The sequence below is a fragment of the Intrasporangium sp. genome (assembly GCF_030452765.1).
Classification (GTDB): domain Bacteria; phylum Actinomycetota; class Actinomycetes; order Actinomycetales; family Dermatophilaceae; genus Intrasporangium_A.
The window spans coordinates 17236-31345 of the sequence record NZ_JAKDLO010000029.1; the positions used below are offsets into that span (position 1 = coordinate 17236).

The following is a 14110-nucleotide window of genomic DNA, read 5'->3' on the forward strand; positions in this document are numbered from 1 at the left end:
GGGCGGCGACGCGGGCATGGGATCACTGCGAGGCCTGCTGACGACTCGGGGCAAGGCCCTGGTCGGAGCGGGCGTCGTGCTGCTCCTGTCCGGGATCGCGTTCGGCTTCGTCGACCTGATCCGATTCGGCGTCCTCGGCATCGCCCTGCCCTTCGTGGCGGCCGTCCTCGTGCGAACCCGCCGGACGCGCATGCGCATCGAGCGGCACATCTCCCCCGACCGGATCAGCGTCGGGCAGGTCGCCCACGTGACGCTGACGGTGCAGAACCTCGCCGACCGGTCGACCCCGGTCTTCCTCGCGGAGGAGCGCCTCGACTACGCCCTCGGCGACCGGCCCCGTTTCGTCGTGGGCCGGATCGCGCCCAACCACCGCCGAGCCGTCGAGTACCCGGTCAGGTCCCACATCCGGGGCCACCACCCGCTCGGTCCGCTGAGCGTGCAGATCCCCGACCCGTTCGGGCTGGCGAACCGCAACGCGGTGCTCGAAGGCAGCACCGACCTCGTCGTCCTGCCGGCCGTCCACCCGCTCTCGGCGAGCCGGCAGCCGAGCTCGGGGGTCGGGTCGGAGGGCGAGCAGGCGCGTCTGCTGGCCCTGCACGGCGAGGACGACATGACCGTGCGCGAGTACCGCGACGGCGACGACCTGCGACGCATCCACTGGCCCTCCACGGCACGCGTCGGCGACCTCATGGTCCGCCAGGAGGACCGGCCGTCGCAGCGTCGCGCCGTCCTGCTGCTCGACCCGCGCCCGTCCGCGCACGGCGGCAGCGGGGCAACCGGCTCGTTCGAGTGGGCCGTGACCGCGCTCGCCTCGATCGGGGCCCACCTGATCGACAGCGGGTATGCCGTCCACCTCGTCTGCGTCGAGACGGTCGACGCCACCCGCGCCGGGGACCCGATGGGGCGCGGGGAGATCCTCGACGTCCTCGCCGTGACGCAGCCGCGCGCCGACACCGGCGAGGACGACGTCCTGCGAGCCGCCCAGGCCCTGACCGACGCCGGCGGGTTCGTCGTGGCGGTCGTCGGGCCGTCCGACCCCGAGGTGACGGCCCGGGTGGCGAGCCTGCGGCAGGTCGGCACGACCGGGCTCGCGGTCGTGCTCGACGCTGCCAGCTTCGGGCCGGCTCCCGACGTGGACGACGTGGGCTCACATGTCGACGTCCTGCGGCTCGCCGGCTGGCGGGCCGTGCCCGCCTGCCGGGGCGACACCATCAGCCGCACCTGGGATGCGCTGACGACGGTCACGGTGGGGGCGGGACGATGACCCAGCGGCGCTGGCGCCTGACCATCCTCGCGGCCCTCGCGACGCTGGCCGCGACCTACCCGGTCACGTCGCTGTTCACCTCGAGCGAGTGGTTCTCCCAGGCCGCCGTGTTCGTCGGGCTGACGGCAGTGGTCGGGCTCGTCCTGCGGGGACTGACACGGTCCCGGCCGGTCGTCGTCGCGGCGCAGGTCCTGCTCGTCGGCTACCTCGTCGTGTGGCGCTTCGGCCAGGACACCCTGACGTGGTACCTGCCGACCCAGCAGACCTGGGAGGGGTTCGGCTTCCTCGTCACCGAGGCCTACGACACGATCCAGCGGTACTCGGCTCCGGCTCCGCTCACCGGAGGCGTGACGTTCTGCCTCGTCGTCATCGGTGCCTCGCTCGCGATCGCCGTCGACGCGACGGCTGCGACGTGGCGCGCCCCGGCGGCCGCCGGTCTGCCCCTGCTGACCGCATACCTCATCACCGCCGCGAACGGTTCCGAGGCCCTGCAGGTGCGCTACTTCGTCCTGCCGGTCGTGCTGTGGCTGGCCATGCTGCACACGACCGAGCGCGGACGCTTCGCCCGCTGGGGCACGACGAGCTCGGTCGGTGAGGAGGACACCGGGATCGACGGGAGAGCCGGGGTCGAGTCGCACGCCCGAGAGGCGCAGCGGTCCTTCTCCGGAGGTGGGGTGCGACTCGGGCTCCTCGTCCTCGCCCTCGCCCTGCTCGTGCCGGTCCTGGTCCCCCACTTCCCCCCGCGCTACCTCGCCGAGGGGCTCGGCCGGGGCGGTGGGTCCGGCGGCACCGGCACGGTCGGGTTCAGCGACACGCTCGACCTGACTCAGAGCCTGACGAACACCGACCAGACGCCGGTGCTGCGCTACTCGACGAAGGGCCCGCGCCCTCCCCTGCGAGTGCTCGCGACCTCGACCTACACGGGCCAGGGCGAGTGGTTCGCCAGGGGCCGCGACGCCCAGAGGGGTCCATCGACGCCACTGCCCCCGGCCGAGGACCGCAAGGACTACACGATGACGGTGCGCGACAGCACGCTGCAAGCGCCTCGGATCGCTGCACCATACCCTGTCGTCGGGGTGTCCATGGACGGCACCCCGTGGCGCCGCGACGCGGTCACGGGAGACATCCGGGTGGGCCGTGCCGTCTCGAACTACCAGGTCACGTACGCCGACGTCGCCCCGCTGCCGAGCCAACTTCGCGACGCCGGCCCCCCGGACGGGTCCGAGGTCAACCCGGAGGACCTCGCCATCCCCGATGTCGCCCGCCAGACCATCATCGCGTGGTCCGACGAGGTGACGGCCGGCAGGACGACCGAGCTCGACAAGGCCATCGCGATCCAGGACCACCTGCGCGACACGAGCATCTACACCTACAGCCTCGACCTCGGCGAGCGGCTGCGCGACAGGCAGGGGCGCCCCCTCGACCCCATCACGCAGTTCCGGCTCACCCGCCGCGGCTACTGCACCCAGTTCGCGACGGCGATGATCATGCTCGCCCGAGCGCAGGGCATCCCGGCGCGGATGGCGATCGGGTTCCTCCCGGGCGAGCAGCAGGGCCAGGAGTACATCGTCCGGGCCTCCGACGCGCACGCATGGCCGGAGCTGTACTTCAACGGGTTCGGCTGGCTGCGCTTCGAGCCGACTCCCGGGTCCCGCTCCGGCGCGCCGCCCACGTACACCGTGATCGCGAGTGGTCCGGGCGCGACCGGAGGCGGACAGGAAGCCCCCGAACCGGGCCAGTCGAGCGCACCGGTCCAGACCGGCAGGCCGGGCCTCGACCAGCCGAACGAGGTCGCGCCCGAGCTGACGCTGTGGGACCAGGTCATGGCAATGGTCACCCTGCGCAGCATCCTCACCCTCGTCGGCCTGCTGGTGGGTCTCCTCGCCGTGTTCATCATGCCGATCACCGCCGCGACGGCCCGGCGCCGTCGGCGTCGGCGCGCGGTCACCCAGCAGGATCTCGTCGAGGCCGACTGGGACGCCCTCACCTCACACCTGCGCGACCTCGGCATCAACCCACCGGAGGGAGGCACCCTGCGGACGTGGCGTGACCGCGTCATCCGCGACGGCCACCTCGACGACACGAGCGCGACCGCGGTGCGCCGCGTCACGGCCACCTTGGAGAGAGCGCGCTACGACCGGCCCGACCGGACGACCCCGGAGCAGACCGCGGCACTGCACGGCGACATCCGCAGCATCCGTCAGCACATCGGGCGCACCCGCGCCTTCTCGGTCCGGCTGCGGGCCTTCATGTGGCCGGACGCCGGGGTGTCCATCTGGCGCCGGCTGACGAACCGGTTCACCGGCGGCGGGGGTGGCGACGGTGACGGTGGCCGCTGACCCCCACTCACCCCGTCGAGCGGGCACCACGTCCCGGTCGAGAGGGCACCACGTCCCGGTTTGAGGGGGCATCAAGGCGCAGGACCCGTAGTGCTCGGGCGGCTGGTCCGCGATCGAGCCCCAACGGCATACGACCTCGAGGGGCCCGACCAATGCCTCGAACCCTCGCTCGCCTGAGCCGAATCAGTCGAGGTAGTCCCGGAGCACCTGGGACCGGCTCGGGTGCCGCAGCTTGCTCATCGTCTTCGACTCGATCTGCCGGATCCGCTCACGCGTGACCCCGTAGACCTTGCCGATCTCGTCGAGCGTCTTGGGCTGGCCGTCGGTCAGGCCGAAGCGCATCGAGACCACACCGGCCTCACGCTCGGAAAGCGTGTCGAGCACGGAGTGCAGCTGCTCCTGCAGGAGGGTGAAGCTGACCGCGTCGGCGGGGACGACGGCCTCCGAGTCCTCGATGAGGTCGCCGAACTCACTGTCGCCGTCCTCGCCGAGGGGGGTGTGCAGCGAGATCGGCTCGCGACCGTACTTCTGCACCTCGACGACCTTCTCCGGGGTCATGTCGAGCTCCCTGGCCAGCTCCTCCGGCGTGGGCTCGCGGCCCAGGTCCTGGAGCATCTGGCGCTGGACGCGGGCGAGCTTGTTGATCACCTCGACCATGTGCACCGGGATGCGGATCGTGCGGGCCTGGTCGGCCATGGCCCGCGTGATGGCCTGCCGGATCCACCACGTCGCGTACGTGGAGAACTTGTAGCCCTTGGTGTAGTCGAACTTCTCGACCGCGCGGATCAGGCCCAGGTTGCCCTCCTGGATGAGGTCGAGGAAGAGCATGCCCCGCCCGGTGTACCGCTTGGCGAGCGAGACCACGAGGCGAAGGTTCGCCTCGAGGAGGTGGTTCTTGGCCTTCTTGCCGTCCTGCGCGATCCACCACAGCTCGCGCTTGAGCTTCATCTCGACCTTGTCGCCGGAGTTGAGCTTCTCCTCGGCGAACAACCCGGCCTCGATGCGCTTGGCGAGCTCGACCTCCTGCTCCGCATTGAGCAGAGCGACCTTGCCGATCTGCTTGAGGTAGTCCTTGACCGGGTCCGCGGTGGCCCCGGCCGTGACGACCTGTTGCGCGGGGGCGTCCTCCTCGTCGTCGTCGCGGATGACGAACCCGGACTCCTCGGTCTCGTCCCCGGTCTCGGCCGGCTTCCTGGGCTCACCTGTCTCCTCGTCGGCCGACTCGTCCTCGCCCTTCGCCTCGTCCCCCGACTCGCCTGCCGCGGCCTCGCCGGCTTCATGGGCGTCCGCGACCTCGACGTCCTGCAGCTCGCTCGGGTCCGCGTCCTCCGGCTCGGTGTCCTCGTCGTCCGTGGCATCGCCGGCGGCAGCCTTGGGAGCCTCGGCGACCGCCGCCTTCGTGGTGGCGGACCTCTTGGACGCCGCCTTCTTCGGGGGTGCCTTCTTGGCCGCCGCAGTGGACAGCTCGGCGTTCGTCGTCGCCTTCTTGGCCGGCGGCCTCGGGGGTGACTTCCTACCGGAAGCAGCGGGCCTCGCGGGTGCAGCCGCCTTCGACGTCTTCGTCGAGGACGTACCCTTCTCGGCCTTCTCGCGGGAACCGGCCTTGGCCGCAGCCTTCTTCGCAGTGTTCTTCGTTGCGGTCGCGGTCGTCTTACGAGTGGCCACGGTGCCTCCCTTTGTCCCGTTGCGGGTCTTCGTCGAACGTGTCGGCGCGGTCGTGACGACCACGTCGATGTCATGCTTCTCAAGCGTGGTCAGGACTGACTTCATCCGGCGCGGGTCGAGCCCTGCTTCGGTCTGGGCGCGCAGGACATCGGTCGCGGTGACGCTCCCACTGGCCGTGCCCTGGGCGAGCAGCCGTTTGATCGGATCGTGCCGGAACACCGCGGGCAGGGCCGACAGCGCTCCGGCTGATATCGCCTTGGGCACAGGCAGGGTCGCCTTTCGTCGCTGGCTCGTCGCGCGGACCGGGAGCCCCTGAGTCGGGGCATGCATCAGTACAACGAACACAGGTGAGGATTCATGCCGGAGGTGGTGGCGTCTCGGAGTCGATCCCTGTATCGATCTCGCTGTTCGCCTGTGCGATCCGGCTCGAACGACATTATAAAACGCCGACCATGCCCAACACGAACCAGGTGCCCGGCCGACCGGGGGCCGACGGACGGACGCCCAGCGGAAGAAGACGCGCGAGCGAGCTCAGTCAGCCTTGACCGCGAGCACCGGGCAGCTCGCGTCGAGCAGGATGCGCTGGGCGTTCGAACCGAGGATGAGCTTGCCGACCGGGCTGCGGCGGCGCAGGCCGATGACGATGAAGGTGGCCTTCTCCTGCTCGGCAACCGAGATGAGATCCTCGGCCGGGTCGTTGCCCCGGACGAGCTGTCGCACCTCGTGCTCGAGGCCCTGCTCCTCGAGCACCTGCTGTACCCGGGACAGCTCTGCCTCGAAGCGGGTGGCCTCGGTCGCGTCGAAGTCGCGGCCGCCTCGATGCGAGCTGATGACGATGAGCTTCGTCTTGCGAAGGACACACTCCTCGGCAGCTCGCTTCAGCGCCGCTCGACCTTCCTTGGTGGCGACGTATCCCACGACAATGGCCACGGGGAGACCTCCTCATTCGCATGGACGCACTGCTGGACGCATTGACGCTACCGGATAACGGCGTTCAGGAAGAACAGCCTCGTAGGCACTCCCGCGTCGCGGCCTCCACGTCGGCCCCCCGAGGCACCAACAACGCGGGATCGACGCCGCAGACCGGCCGATCCCGCACGAACCGGTCTGGCCCGCCTCAGCAAGCCCGTCGCCGGAGAGCACGCCCGATGATGCCCGCCACCTGTTCGGTCTCGATGAGGAAGCCGTCGTGCCCGTAGACGGACGTGATGGACTCGCGTGTCGCAGTCGGCAGCAGCCCGGCCATCTCGTCGGACAGCGGCGCCGGGTAGAGGCGATCGGTGTCGACCGAGGCGATCGTGCAGTCGGCCGTGACCCGTGCGAGCGCCTTGGCCAGGCCGCCACGCCCCCGGCCGACGTCATGGGAGTTCATCGCCTCCGTGAGCACGAGGTAGGAGTTGGCGTCGAAGCGCCCAGTCAGCTTGCTTGCGTGATGGTCGAGGTAGCTCTCGACCGCGAACCGACCCCGCTGGGTCGACCCCAGCGGGTCCTCCCCGGGCTGGGCAACTCGCCCGAACCGGCTGTTCAGCTCGGTCTCCGTGCGGTACGTGATGTGCGCGATGCGACGCGCGATCCCCAGACCTGCCTCCGGGGCACGGCCCGTGTCGTAGTAGTCGCCGGCGGCGAAGTCTGCGTCGCCGCGGATCGCCAACAGCTGCGGCTGGGCCCAGGCGATCTGGTCCGCAGTGGCGTGCGCGGTACTGGCCAGGACAATGGCCCGATCGACGAAGTCACCACCCATGACGGCCCACTCGATGGTGCGCATCCCGCCCATGGAGCCACCGAGCACGGCTGCGACACGACGGATGCCGAGGCGCTCGAGCAGGAGCTTCTCCACCTGCACCTGGTCACGGATCGTGATGTACGGGAACCGACTCGCCCAGTGCCTGCCGTCGGGGGCTGAGCTGACCGGACCGGTGGTCCCCTGGCACCCGCCGAGGACATTGGTGCACACGACGAACCAGCGGTTCGTGTCGAGAGGGCGACCCGGGCCCACGAGGCCCTCCCACCACCCGGGCGTCGGATGCCCGGCGCCCTCCATCCCGACGACGTGGCTGTCACCGGTCAGGGCATGCTCGACGAGGACCACGTTGTCGGCGGTCGGGCTGAGGGTGCCCCATGTCTCGTAGGCGACCCGTACTTGGGGCAGCACGCCGGCGCGCTCGAGGTCGACCGCCCCGAGGTCGAGGAACCGTCGCTCGCCAACCGGGTCACCCTCGCGCCACGTACCGTCGTCGGGACCTCGCGTCGGGGCTCGGTTGGCGGGTGCGGACTGCGTCGTCGGGATGGGTCGCGCGGCGACCTGACGCAGGCGGCGGGTCAGGGTCTCGTGTCGGTGGGTCACCGTCATCGATGCTCCTCATGTGTCGCGCTTGCACGCACCGACCGGTGCGGCCCGGTCCTCACCCGGGGCACCCCACCGCGATGGAGGGTTGCCGTCCAGCGAGCCGGGGCTTGACGCTGGCACTCATGACCTGTGTCACAGGATACGCGATCCGGACCGATCGGCCTGACCGGCCGTCCACCCAATGGACCCCCAGGGCCGAACGACCCCCAGAGCTGTCGGCCCGTTGGCATCGGCACCCACCGGCCCGGACGGCCCGGGGGAGGTGGGAGGAGGGGCACCGTCGCTCGTGCGGTGAGCCTCGACGGCTCGCTGGGCCACCCGCCTATGCAGCGAGGCCCGGCGGCCGCACGCCCAGCTCGAGCAGACTCTCGAGCAGGCGCGCGAGGACGTGTCCTGGCTCGAGCTCGAGGGCCCGCTCGACCGCAACCCCGGCTGCCGCGCCATCTCCGTTGAACCAGGCACAGGCCGCCGTGACGGCCAGCACGGGAGCGGCCTGGGACTCCGGCGCGAGCCGGCACAGCCGCTCAAGGCGCGACCGCGTGAAGGCCTGCCGGCTCAGCATCCCCAGATCCCCCGAGCGCAGACCCGTCCAATCCCAGTCCCCGACGTCCTGGCCATCGTCGTCCTGGTCGTCGTCCGCATCGACACCGTTGACGACCAGGGCGAGATACTGGTCCAACAGGACCGCGAGACGCGGGTCGAGCACCCCGTCCGGAAGGCGGCGTGGGCAGAGCACGGCGATGATGCCGTCGCGGAGCCTCTTGTCGCGCAGACTGCCCAGCAGGATGCTCAGCTGCCCCTCCGGGACCTCCCGGTCATCGAACTCGCCGGCCAACAGGTCGCGCCACGCCTCGAGGCAGGCCTCCGCCCACGTCACCTGCCCACCTCGGGTCCCGGTCTCGGCGCACGAGATGAACAGCTCGTCGCGGTCGAGAACCGTCGCGACCCAGTCGTCGATGGCCTGCGCCAGGGTCGGCGGTGCGGGCTCGGTGGGGTGCAGGACCGTGGCGAGGTCGTCCCGAGACTCCAGGGCGGCACGCCCGATCCGCACGTAGGTCGCCACGGCACCGACCTCGTGCGGGGCTGGGACCGGCTCGTCCCGGCAGCAGTGGCACATCAGCCCGGTCCACCGGTCTGCCCGCACGACGATCCGGTCCGCCACCGTGAGCCGCTCCACGCCCAGCCGCCTGACGATCGCCTCCGACAGGCAGGCAGTCTCGTCGACACGGTCCTCGTAGCCGATCACCATGACACTCGAGGGCGCCTCGCGGCGCAGCCCTTCAGCGAGCGAGGCGGCGACCGTGACAGCCCGTGCGGGTTCGGCGACGACGTCGAGCCGCACGACGAGCCCGAGTCTTCTCTCGTGCAGGCACACGACGACCACGCTCCGTGAGAGGCGGAAGCCGAAGTGGTAGGGAAGGACGGCCAGCAGGTCTGCCGGCCCGGACAGGGAGATCGTGGGCTGCTGCATGGCACCCGAGCGTGCCGCTGGTCGCGGTCCCGGCCTAGCCGCCCCCCGGCTCGGGCTCTTTCGCTGGGGACGACGCGTCCGTCGGCCAAGCGGCTGTGGACTGCCCCGAGCCCGCCCGGAACCAGCCGAGCGTCAGGGCTCCAGTCGCCTGCGCAGCGACTCGGCGACATAGTCGCTCGCCGCACCGCGCACGGCCCGACCGCCCGAGCGGATCCGTCCCCCCGAGGCAGCTCCGGTGCGGTCACGGGTCGGGTCCGGGCCGCGCGCCCGGGTCCACCCGGCGAGCACCTGACCGGGGACGACGGACGGTCCTTGCCGCAGGCCCTGCCCGAGCTCCCAGGCGAGGAAGCGGTCGGTCTCCTCGAGAAAGGTCCGAACGGCCCAGGAGACGACGAGCGCATCGTCGGCAAGTCCGACGACCGGCAGGACCAGCTCGGGCAGCAGATCGACCGGCGAGAGGACGTAGGCGACCGCGGCGACGACCAACGCGAGCCGAGCAGCCGGCACCCCCAGATACCTCCCCGTCGCGGTCGCGCGGACGAGGCGCGGCACGGCGTTGGCCCGTTCGACGAGCGTCGGACCGCCGGACCGGGTCGTGACTCGCAGCAGCGACGCCGCACTCGCGGCGAGCCGGAGGCGAGACGTGCGCTTCATGTCCCGACCAACGACGGCTCGCCGGGCCGGATTCCCGGGCCCACCGCTCGTGTCCGAAGCGTGACCAAGGTCAGGCGGGGAACGGCGAGACGGCCGGGAACTCACGCTCGGCCAGCTCGGCGATCCGGCCGAGCATGTAGACGTCGATGCCGCCGCCGAGCGCCCCGCCGAGCACTGGCGCGCCACGGCCGAGCCGCATGAAGACACCGCCTCTGATCTTGCTCAACAGCTGGAAGCCGATCGCCTTGTTGAGGACCATCAGGGCCGGCGGTGGCAGCCGGTCGACGGCCAGCGCGGCGAGCTGGCCACCCGGCGCGTACAGCCCGGCCTTCTTGAGGATGTCATCGCTGTCGGCCCCCGTGAGGGTGAGCAGGATGGCCGAGCGGATCTCGGGTTGGCCGATGTCATAGCCGCGCAGCCGGGCGATGACAGCGGTCAGCCTGGTCCCGAGCAGGTAGAACTCGAGAACGTTCGCGGGCAACGACACCAGCATCGTGTAGAACCCGCCGATCCCCGTGACGAAGCCACCGGCGGCGGCCAACCGCCGATGGGTGCGGCGCACGATACGGATCGCCTTGTCGACATCGCCACCCGCATCGGACAGCGCTGCGGCCGCAACCCGGTCCGCGGAGTCGAAAGGCCCGACACCGTCGATGCCGACATCGAGGAGGCGTTGGACGAACCGGGCCGCCGTGGCGCCCGTCTTGCCCTGTCCGAGGTGAGCCGCCCGGATCCCCGTCACCGGTTCCGTTGCTGCGCCCGAGCGCGGCGCACCGGTGCGGTCAGCCTCCGCCGACCCGCGTCTGCCCCTGTCCAGAATGCCCACTGGGGTCCTTCCTGCCGCTGGCTCCTTCGTCGTCCGCGAGCCGCTCTGCCTGTCACCTTACGGGGGATGCTCGCCCGGCGCCCGAGATGCGGTGCGACATAACCGGCCCGGGATCGCCCGCGGCAACGCTTGGCTACGCTCCATGTATGACTGGGCGCATCCTCGAGCACACCGCCCACGAGCTGCGGCACGACCGCACGAGCATCAAGTGGCAGGCCTACCCCCCGGACGTCCTGCCCCTCTGGGTCGCCGAGATGGACGCCTCGCCGTGCCCATCGGTCGTCGTCGCGGTGACGGAGGCCATGCGGCGCGGGGACACCGGATACGCCGGGACTGGCAAGTATGCCGCTGCGCTGGCCTCGTTCGCGACGGCCGAGTGGGGCTGGGACCTCGACCCGGGCCAGACGACCCAGGTGACCGACGTGCTCACCGGGATCGCCCGACTGATCGAGCTGTTCACCGACCCGGGCGGTCCCGTCGTGGTCAGCTCCCCCGTCTACAACGCCTTCTTCCTGGTCATCGACTCGGTCGGCCGCCGCCCGGTCGACGCCCCACTGACCGACGCGGGTCGCCTCGACCTCGACGCCCTCGCCGAGGCCTTCCGGCAGATGACCGCCGGTGGCGGGAGGGCGGCATACCTGCTGTGCAACCCGCACAACCCGACGGGCACCGTTCACACGGCCGATGAGCTGCGTGCCCTGGCCGCGCTCGCGCACGAGCACGGGGTGCGGGTGCTCTCCGACGAGATCCACGCACCGCTCGTCTACGCGACCAGCACGTTCACGCCGTACCTCACGGTGCCGGGCGGACAGGATGGTGTGACGGTGACCGCCGCCTCCAAGGCGTGGAACCTCGCCGGCCTCAAGGCAGGTCTCGTCATCCCCGGTCGCGAGGCGCGTCCGGCCGTCAAGGCGCTGCACCCGTTCGTCGCGATGGGGGCGAGCCACCTCGGGACCGTCGCCCAGTCTGCGGCGTGGGAGCAGGGGCGTGAGTGGGTACGGCAGCTGCGCTGCGAGCTTGACGACAACCGCCGACTGCTCGCCGCCCTCGTCGCCGAGCAGCTGCCCGGAGTGCGGCTGACGACCCCGGAGGCGACCTACCTCGCCTGGCTCGACTGCCGGGGCCTCGGTCTCGGCGACGACCCGGCGGCGGTGTTCCGCGACCGGGGGCGGCTGGCCCTGTCGATCGGGCCTCAGTTCGGGGCGCGCGGGGCTGGTTGCGTTCGCCTCAACTTCGCCACCTCACCCGGGATCCTCCGCGAGGCGGTGCACCGCATGGCGGGCTGCCTTGGGTGAGAAGGCGATCGAGGCACCACTCGTCGCGCTCGTGCTGGGTCCCCGTGGCGCGTATGTCGCTGGGCCGGGCCTCGACGAGTCGTGGCCCGCAGACGTGGTGACGGCCCGTTTCGTCGCCGCGGCCCGGGAGCACCGTCCGCGGTGGGTCGTGTGGTCCGCGGCGCTCGGCCTGAGCCCCATCATCACTGCGGGGATCACCGTCCCGCGCACCTGGGACCTGGCCGAGGTGCATCGGATCGTCCACGGCGGCTGGCGCGGATCGCCGGGGTACGTGTGGGCCGCCGTGCGTGACCTGCCGGAGCCGGACGTCCCATCCCCCCAGCGCCCTCGGCTCGCCGGGTTCGAGGGCGACCTGTTCGACGCGGCGCACAATGAGGACGGGCAGCCGTTCACCGCGGCAGGGCAGCTGCGGCCGGATGCCCTGACGAGCTGGGCCACGAGTCCGGAACGGCTGCGTCGGCTGGCCCTGCTGGCACTCGAGTGCCAAGCGCACCAGGCCGCCTCGCTGCAGCGTCTCGAGACGGTCGACGTTGCGCGCGCCCGGCGCACGGCATGGTCGGAGTCGGCCGCGGCCGTGCTCTGCCTCGAGCTGGAGCGGGACGGGCTGCCGGTCGACCGGCTCGCGGCCGAGGACCTCATCAGCGCGGCCGCAGGTCCGCGTCCGGTCGACGAGGCAGCGGCCGACCGGACCCGGCGGGCCCGGGACCGTGCTGTCCTGGCCCACGCCCCCGGCCACGAGCGCACCGACCTGCGCAACCCCGCGCAGGTGCGCGGTCTGCTCGCGGTCGTCGGCGTCGACGTGCCGAACACGCGGGCCCGGGTGCTCGAGCCCTACCGACAGAGCCACCCGCTCGTGGACGCCCTGCTCACCTGGCGCAAGGATGAGCGGATCGCGACGACGTACGGCTACCGATGGCTGGATGAGCACGTGGGGGCCGATGATCGGCTCCGGGGGGAATGGACCGCGTGTGACGGTGCGGCGGGTCGGATGACCGCACAGCACGGCCTGCACAATCTGCCGGCCCAGCTGCGGCCCGCGGTGTGTGCCCGGGCCGGACACGTCTTCGTACGGACCGATCTCGGCCAGGTCGAGCCGAGAGTGCTCGCCGTGGTCAGTGGTGACCCGGCCCTCGCCGAGGCAACGCGGTCTGACGACCTCTATGCCCCGGTCGCGAGGCGTCTCGGCTCGGATCGGCCGACGGCGAAGGTCGCGGTGCTCGCGGCGATGTACGGCCAGCGGTCCGGGGCGGCGGGCGCGGCGTTGGCCCAGCTCGAGCGGGCCTATCCGGTCGCGATGGGGCTGCTCGACCGGGCCTATGCCGATGGCGTGGCCGGACGGTCGCTGCGCACCTACGGCGGCCGGCTCATCCGCCTCGACGCGGGAGCGTCGGGGATGGAGTCAGCACGTGGGCGGTATGCCCGCAACGCGATCATCCAGGGGTCGGCCGCCGAGCTGTTCAAGGCCTGGGCGGCGACCGTCCGAGTGGCGGTGGCCCAGCTCGGCGGGCAGATCGTCCTGTGCCTGCACGACGAGCTGCTCGTCCATGTGCCCGAGTCTCGGGCGACCGAGGCGGCCGCCCTGATCGAGGGTGCGCTGCAGTCGGCGGCGAGGGTCTGGGCGGGCGCCGACCGGGTGCGGTTCGTCGCCGACACGAGCATCGTGCGGCGCTGGAGCGATGCGAAGGACTAGCGAGCGGCCCGCCCGCAGCCGGCACCGCCCCTACCTCCCGCGCGCCGACAACAGTCCCGACCTCGAGCACAACCGAACCGTGGACGACCAGCGGTTCACCTGGCGACAGGGCGTCCCGCGGAACCGACGCAGGCCACGACAGGGGGGCGCCACGAAGGTTGAAACGGTTGACAGGCCATTACAGCAAAGACGCCCGCGCCGGCGGCGAGACCGAGCAGCGCCTGTACGCGCTGTCTACCTGGCGCGAGACCGACTGGTTCACCCACGCGAACAAACCGCGCTTGCGCTCACCGAAGCGGTCACGGTCCTCACCGATGGACACGTTCCACGCGAGGTCTGGTCTACGACGCCGCCGCCGATCAGTTCAAGGACGAGGAGCTGGCCCAGCTCATCGCCCTGCTCGTCACCATCAACGCCTGGAACCGCATCGGCGTCACAACCCGATGCTGGGAACCCGGCACCCACCAGCCAGGAGCGTGACCATCATGTGGTCCACAGAATAGCCGGTGAATGCGCCGGCACACGGGCCGAGGTGTTCGCCGTGCTCGCCGAGCCAGGA

The 14110-nt window shown here is 71.4% G+C and carries 10 protein-coding genes and 1 riboswitch; of the genes, 4 read left to right on the top strand and 6 right to left on the bottom strand.

Features of this window, described 5'->3' with window-relative positions; all coding sequences use genetic code 11:
• Positions 1–16: 16 nt before the first annotated feature.
• Together L0H79_RS05770 and L0H79_RS05775 are read left to right on the top strand one after the other, a co-directional pair.
• Positions 17–1264, top strand: coding sequence for a DUF58 domain-containing protein (locus tag L0H79_RS05770; protein ID WP_301483614.1), 1248 nt, complete (start codon positions 17–19; stop codon positions 1262–1264).
• Positions 1261–3603, top strand: a complete 2343-nt coding sequence (locus tag L0H79_RS05775; protein WP_301483615.1) for a DUF3488 and transglutaminase-like domain-containing protein — start codon at positions 1261–1263, stop codon at positions 3601–3603. Before L0H79_RS05770 ends, L0H79_RS05775 begins: the two co-directional genes overlap by 4 nt.
• 183 nt (positions 3604–3786) lie before the next feature.
• Here L0H79_RS05775 and L0H79_RS05780 read toward each other — a convergent pair whose 3' ends face one another.
• From L0H79_RS05780 to L0H79_RS05805, 6 genes are all read right to left on the bottom strand, one after another.
• A complete protein-coding gene (locus L0H79_RS05780; protein ID WP_301483616.1) occupies positions 3787–5598 on the bottom strand; it encodes an RNA polymerase sigma factor in 1812 nt (603 codons plus the stop codon).
• Between the two features lie 201 nt (positions 5599–5799).
• A complete protein-coding gene (locus L0H79_RS05785; RefSeq protein ID WP_301483617.1) occupies positions 5800–6198 on the bottom strand; it encodes a universal stress protein in 399 nt (132 codons plus the stop codon).
• A gap of 187 nt (positions 6199–6385) precedes the next feature.
• Positions 6386–7618 (bottom strand): homoserine O-acetyltransferase, encoded by a 1233-nt coding sequence (locus tag L0H79_RS05790; RefSeq protein ID WP_301483618.1) that lies wholly within the window; start codon positions 7616–7618, stop codon positions 6386–6388.
• 13 nt (positions 7619–7631) lie between these two features.
• Positions 7632–7743, bottom strand: a riboswitch (SAM riboswitch).
• Positions 7744–7937: 194 nt separating this feature from the next.
• Positions 7938–9086, bottom strand: coding sequence for a DUF4192 domain-containing protein (locus L0H79_RS05795; RefSeq protein ID WP_301483619.1), 1149 nt, complete (start codon positions 9084–9086; stop codon positions 7938–7940).
• A 132-nt stretch (positions 9087–9218) separates the two neighbouring features.
• Positions 9219–9740, bottom strand: coding sequence for a YkvA family protein (locus L0H79_RS05800; protein ID WP_301483620.1), 522 nt, complete (start codon positions 9738–9740; stop codon positions 9219–9221).
• Positions 9741–9810: 70 nt separating this feature from the next.
• Positions 9811–10566 (bottom strand): EcsC family protein, encoded by a 756-nt coding sequence (locus L0H79_RS05805; RefSeq protein WP_301483621.1) that lies wholly within the window; start codon positions 10564–10566, stop codon positions 9811–9813.
• Between the two features lie 146 nt (positions 10567–10712).
• Between L0H79_RS05805 and L0H79_RS05810 the strand changes: the two genes are divergently transcribed.
• Both L0H79_RS05810 and L0H79_RS05815 read left to right on the top strand, forming a co-directional pair.
• Complete coding sequence (locus tag L0H79_RS05810; protein ID WP_301483622.1) at positions 10713–11861, top strand: MalY/PatB family protein; 1149 nt, start codon at positions 10713–10715, stop codon at positions 11859–11861.
• Positions 11854–13551, top strand: a complete 1698-nt coding sequence (locus tag L0H79_RS05815; RefSeq protein WP_301483623.1) for a DNA polymerase — start codon at positions 11854–11856, stop codon at positions 13549–13551. Before L0H79_RS05810 ends, L0H79_RS05815 begins: the two co-directional genes overlap by 8 nt.
• Positions 13552–14110: the final 559 nt, after the last annotated feature.

What these genes read in the sequence shown, in the direction of transcription:
- L0H79_RS05790 (WP_301483618.1), bottom strand. Translation starts at nt 7,618, where the DNA reads ATGACGGTGACCCACCGACACGAGACCCTGACCCGCCGCCTGCGTCAG.
- L0H79_RS05795 (WP_301483619.1), bottom strand. Translation starts at nt 9,086, where the DNA reads ATGCAGCAGCCCACGATCTCCCTGTCCGGGCCGGCAGACCTGCTGGCC.
- L0H79_RS05780 (WP_301483616.1), bottom strand. Translation starts at nt 5,598, where the DNA reads ATGCATGCCCCGACTCAGGGGCTCCCGGTCCGCGCGACGAGCCAGCGA.
- L0H79_RS05775 (WP_301483615.1), top strand. Translation starts at nt 1,261, where the DNA reads ATGACCCAGCGGCGCTGGCGCCTGACCATCCTCGCGGCCCTCGCGACG.
- L0H79_RS05800 (WP_301483620.1), bottom strand. Translation starts at nt 9,740, where the DNA reads ATGAAGCGCACGTCTCGCCTCCGGCTCGCCGCGAGTGCGGCGTCGCTG.
- L0H79_RS05810 (WP_301483622.1), top strand. Translation starts at nt 10,713, where the DNA reads ATGACTGGGCGCATCCTCGAGCACACCGCCCACGAGCTGCGGCACGAC.
- L0H79_RS05770 (WP_301483614.1), top strand. Translation starts at nt 17, where the DNA reads ATGGGATCACTGCGAGGCCTGCTGACGACTCGGGGCAAGGCCCTGGTC.